This is a genomic window from Coleofasciculus sp. FACHB-712, assembly GCF_014695635.1.
Classification (GTDB): domain Bacteria; phylum Cyanobacteriota; class Cyanobacteriia; order Cyanobacteriales; family FACHB-T130; genus FACHB-T130.
Window position 1 is genome coordinate 1 of sequence record NZ_JACJOQ010000249.1, and the last position, 3,620, is coordinate 3,620.

Annotated in this window: 5 protein-coding genes and 1 tRNA gene; 3 read left to right on the forward strand and 3 right to left on the reverse strand. The window is 48.9% G+C overall.

Going from position 1 to position 3,620, the window contains the following annotated elements; translation table 11 throughout:
* Nucleotides 1-17: 17 nt before the first annotated feature.
* A tRNA-Arg gene (locus H6F50_RS07175) sits at nt 18-91 on the reverse strand.
* A gap of 34 nt (nt 92-125) precedes the next feature.
* Here H6F50_RS07175 and moaC point away from each other — a divergent pair.
* The 3 genes from moaC to H6F50_RS07190 all read left to right on the forward strand — a co-directional run bounded on the left by moaC (nt 126) and on the right by H6F50_RS07190 (nt 1,432).
* Entirely contained in the window at nt 126-635 is a 510-nt protein-coding gene (moaC, locus tag H6F50_RS07180; RefSeq protein WP_190427935.1) for a cyclic pyranopterin monophosphate synthase MoaC, read from the forward strand.
* A 68-nt stretch (nt 636-703) separates the two neighbouring features.
* Entirely contained in the window at nt 704-1,021 is a 318-nt protein-coding gene (locus H6F50_RS07185; protein ID WP_190427937.1) for a 2TM domain-containing protein, read from the forward strand.
* Between the two features lie 102 nt (nt 1,022-1,123).
* Nucleotides 1,124-1,432 (forward strand): DUF3181 family protein, encoded by a 309-nt coding sequence (locus H6F50_RS07190; protein WP_190427939.1) that lies wholly within the window; start codon nt 1,124-1,126, stop codon nt 1,430-1,432.
* 99 nt (nt 1,433-1,531) lie between these two features.
* On the opposite strand, the gene nrtS is transcribed toward H6F50_RS07190, so the two are convergent.
* Entirely contained in the window at nt 1,532-1,792 is a 261-nt protein-coding gene (gene nrtS / locus H6F50_RS07195) for a nitrate/nitrite transporter NrtS (protein ID WP_190427941.1), read from the reverse strand.
* 133 nt (nt 1,793-1,925) lie between these two features.
* Nucleotides 1,926-3,542 (reverse strand): murein biosynthesis integral membrane protein MurJ, encoded by a 1,617-nt coding sequence (gene murJ / locus H6F50_RS07200; RefSeq protein WP_190427943.1) that lies wholly within the window; start codon nt 3,540-3,542, stop codon nt 1,926-1,928.
* Between the last annotated feature and the right edge of the window lie 78 nt (nt 3,543-3,620).

Consider the following 3,620-nt stretch of genomic DNA (forward strand, 5'->3'; position numbering starts at 1 on the left):
TCTTTTTTACTTAGTAACGGGCTAGGAGGGATTCGAACCCCCGACACCGTGGTCCGTAGCCACGTGCTCTAGTCCACTGAGCTACAAGCCCTTGCCAGAAATTTATAATAGCACACCCCAACCGTATGACGCAAAATTTTTCTCAATCGCAACAATTAACTCATCTAGACGCCCACGGTGAGGCTCAGATGGTAGACGTTTCCGGCAAAGAACAAACTCGACGCCATGCTGTTGCTGCGGCACAGGTGCGGATGTTGCTAGAGACATTTGAGGCGATTCAGGCAGGAAATACGCCGAAAGGAGATGTACTGGGAACTGCTAGACTGGCTGGGATTATGGCAACAAAGCAGACTTCCCAGCTAATTCCCCTGTGTCATCCCTTGCCAATTCATAAAGTAGAAGTTCAGATTGTGCCTGACGCCCAGCTACCGGGATATCAGATACAAGCCGAAGTCGTCACTAAGGCAGAAACTGGTGTGGAAATGGAAGCGCTAACAGCGGTTTCTGTCGCGGCACTCACCCTCTACGACATGGCGAAAGCCCTGGAAAAGGGAATGGTGATTGAATCGATTCGCTTGGTGAGTAAGACGGGTGGCAAGTCGGGAGATTACCTCCGCCAAGGACAGGGTAGTTAGAGGCTTAGAATGAATGAAGTTGTGAACTCTAACAACTCAAAACTTAAAACTCAAAACTCAAAACTCCCATGCCTCCTCGTTGGCCTCGCAAACCAGACCGCAATGACCCCGCCTATCGCCGCCTCGACGATAGAATGAATTTTGCCATCCATGTGGCGATTTTTGGTGCCTGTAATTCTGGCTTGTGGTTTTTCCACAACTTGCAGAATGCTACATGGCCTTGGGCAACTTGGGTGACAGGCGGATGGGCGTTAGTTTTAGCGACCCACGCTCTGTATATCTTTACACTCGCAGATTACTCCAACCCAGTAGCAGAATCTGCAAATACCAGTGCTGGTTTAGGATTCCAGCCCAAAACCAAAGAAAAATCCAAAAAAACTACCTAAAGATAGATCCCTGTTTCTTGCTTTTCGTGGATTCAAACTCGGACGGGGATCAATTGCAATGAAAGCATTAGATTCCCTATCCGCATAACCAAAGTAAATCCTATGGCTAGAACCAACACTTCCGAAGCAATTGAATCTCTCGCCGCTGAAATTGGCGAAAACGTTTACATCGATGTGGCTAAATGGCACCTTTATTTGCGAGATGCCAAGCTGCATACGGTTGTAGCAGAAAAGTTGTACCCCCTACTGGCTGATAATTCTGTAGATGAAAATCAGGTGTCGAAAGTCCTGCAAGGGATTCCTGTCAAGTTAGGCGGCGGGAAGCGGGAAGTTCCCTTAGTAGATTTGTTGCCTACGCAGTGCCAGGTAAACCTGATGGAGCTTCTGGAAGAATTCCAGCGCAATCTATAAACAAGCTGTCGCTTTTCCCTTCCCCTTCTCTTCCAGAGAGGGGGTTTGGGGGTTTCACCTGCTCGCTCATAAAAGGATTAGCAAAAGCGAGTTGCATGACTAAAAATGTTTAGTTTGATACGCAGAAGTTTTGATTAACTTGCGACGATAAGCGTATTGACCGTAAACACTAACTAGATAAGGCATTAGGTAGGTCAGCAATCCAGAAATCCAGCGATCGCGCGTCATTTCGCCTCGGAAAAAGGCAACCCCGTGATTGATCAAAAACAAAAGAGTCCCGACAAATAGAGCCGTTTTTAATCCGGTCGGGATAAACTCTTTGTCAAATAAGCTGACAAGATATGCTTTAAGTGTCTTCATTAGAGGTTGCGATCGCTAAGCTAGATGAGCCAAGCTTCAATACTCATCTCGGCTTACTGTTAGATATCACACCTTCCTCCTGAAGTTTGGTATTGTTTCATACACCGGATTGAGTTTGCTGCAAGTGCGATCGCTATCTCCCGAAGCGCTGGCGAATCCGCGAGACAAAAATATCGACTTCTGGCAAATTTAGCCGCGTCGCCAACAAAGCATAAACGCCTAAGCCGACTAACCCAGAGACACTAAGTTGCAACAACTGCACCAGCAACCCATTCGCATTCCAAACTTGTTGAAAACCTGTACTAACGCCCCAACTGGCTAAACCCGCTACAAAGCTAGCACCTGTTAAACCCAAAATTGGCAAAGTCCACTCTTGCCAAGGCAAGCCGTTGAGCTTGCGGTTCAGCATCCAAACTAGCGCCACCACTGAAATGGTATTCACCGTCACCGTGGCTAAAATCAAACCCGGTGCGCCGAAACGTTGAACGAGAATATAATCTAGCAGGGCATTAAAAAAGATATTGACAATGCTGATGCGGAAGGGTGTCTCTCCATCCCCCAATGCATAAAATACCCGCACCAGTACATCGCGCCCCAAGTAGACAAACATCCCCAGGCCATAAGCCATCAGTACTGAAGCAACCAACTCGGATGCCCCAGACTTAAAGGCTCCGCGTTGATAAATCACTTGGACGATGGGGGTTGCTAGCGTCATCATCAGGGCACTCAAAGGCAACATGGTAATAGCAGTCAGGAGTAATCCTTGACGAATTCGTTGCTTGAGTTCGGGCCAATTTTCAGGGGCAGCAAGTCGCGAAAAAACCGGCAGCAGGGGGACTAAAATTACGTTCGAGATAATTCCTAGGGGCGTCTGGACTAGAAGCCCCGCATAGGTCATGGCAGCCGCTGCTGCGGGGATATACGAGGCGAAAAATAAATCAGTGTAGAGGTTGATTTGCAGCATCCCGGAGGATAGCGTCGCGGGTCCCATCACCTTCAGGACATCCTTGACTCCCGGCTGATGCCAGTCAAACCGCAGGCGTAATGTGCCCAAGCCAGCGCGCCATTGGGCAGCGAGTTGGACTAACCACTGCAACACGGCACCGGCAAGGGTTCCCCCCGCCAAAATCAGTCCTCCTAGTTGGGCGTATTGGGGTAGGTTGATTTGGTTGCCGAGTTGTAGCGCCAAAATTGCCAGCCCACCAATTACGGTAATGCTGGAGAATAAAGGGCTAACCGAGGGTAGCCAGTACATATCCGCCGCGTTCAGCGTTCCAAAGCCAATCCCAATCAGCCCAGCCATCAGCGCCATTGGAGCCATGATCTGTAACTGTTGGATGGCGATCGCTCTCACTTGCAGTCCTTGCGGCGTCTCGCTTAAACCGGGTGCCACCAGGTTAATAAAAACCCCTGCAAACACAATTAGGACGATCGTAACGAGTAGGAGTATTCCGCCTACCATCGTTGTAATCGTCTCTACTAGGGGCGCAGCTTCCGATTTGTCGCGCTGCTTGGCTAAAACGCTGACAATCGCACTGTGAAAAGGGCCATTGATGCCGCCCAGTAAGATCAGCAAAAAGCCAGGAATCACATAAGCGTAATTGTAGGCATCGGCAACGACACCCACACCAAAAGCGGCAGCGATCGCTTGTTGGCGTACTAACCCAAAAATTTTACTAATCAGCGTAGCAACTGCCACAATTCCGGCAATGCTCGCGAGTGTCCGAGCGGTTTTCTGCTTTTCAGTCACGAACGGTTAACAATCCCTCAATTGGCTCATCTTATTTAAACGCAAAGGTTAACCCCAAGGTACGCCAAGTTAAAATCT